The sequence below is a fragment of the Adlercreutzia sp. DFI.6.23 genome (genome assembly GCF_024462535.1).
In the GTDB taxonomy this organism is placed as follows: domain Bacteria; phylum Actinomycetota; class Coriobacteriia; order Coriobacteriales; family Eggerthellaceae; genus Adlercreutzia; species Adlercreutzia rubneri.
The window spans coordinates 1-437 of sequence record NZ_JANGBP010000087.1; the positions used below are offsets into that span (position 1 = coordinate 1).

A 437-nucleotide genomic window follows, 5' to 3' on the forward strand; every position below is an offset into this window, starting at 1 on the left:
GGCGGAGCAGGGCAATCTGTTCGAAGGACAGGATCCGGCGGCGCGGGCCGAAGCGCTCAGGCGCGAGATCGAGCACCACAGCTACCAGTATTACGCCCTGGACGCGCCCTCCATTTCGGACGCGGCCTTCGACTCGCTCATGCGGGAGCTGCGCGAGATAGAGGCGGCGCACCCCGAGCTGGTGACGGCCTCCTCGCCCACCCAGCGAGTCGGCGGGTATGTGGGCGAGCAGTTCGCACCCGTCGTGTACGAGCGGCGCATGTACTCGCTCGACAACGCCATGGATTTAGACGAGCTTGACGAGTGGATGGAGCGCACCGCCGAGGCCTGCGGAGGGGCGCTTCCGCCTTTGTGCTGCGAGCTGAAGATTGACGGCAGCTCCATCGCACTCACCTACGAGGACGGCGTGCTCGTGCGGGCGGCCACCCGCGGCGACG

1 pseudogene is annotated in these 437 nt (G+C 67.7%); it reads left to right on the forward strand.

Annotated elements, in window-relative coordinates:
* Nucleotides 1-16 precede the first annotated feature (16 nt).
* Nucleotides 17-437: pseudogene (locus NE591_RS12465) on the forward strand (NAD-dependent DNA ligase LigA); the annotation flags it as partial.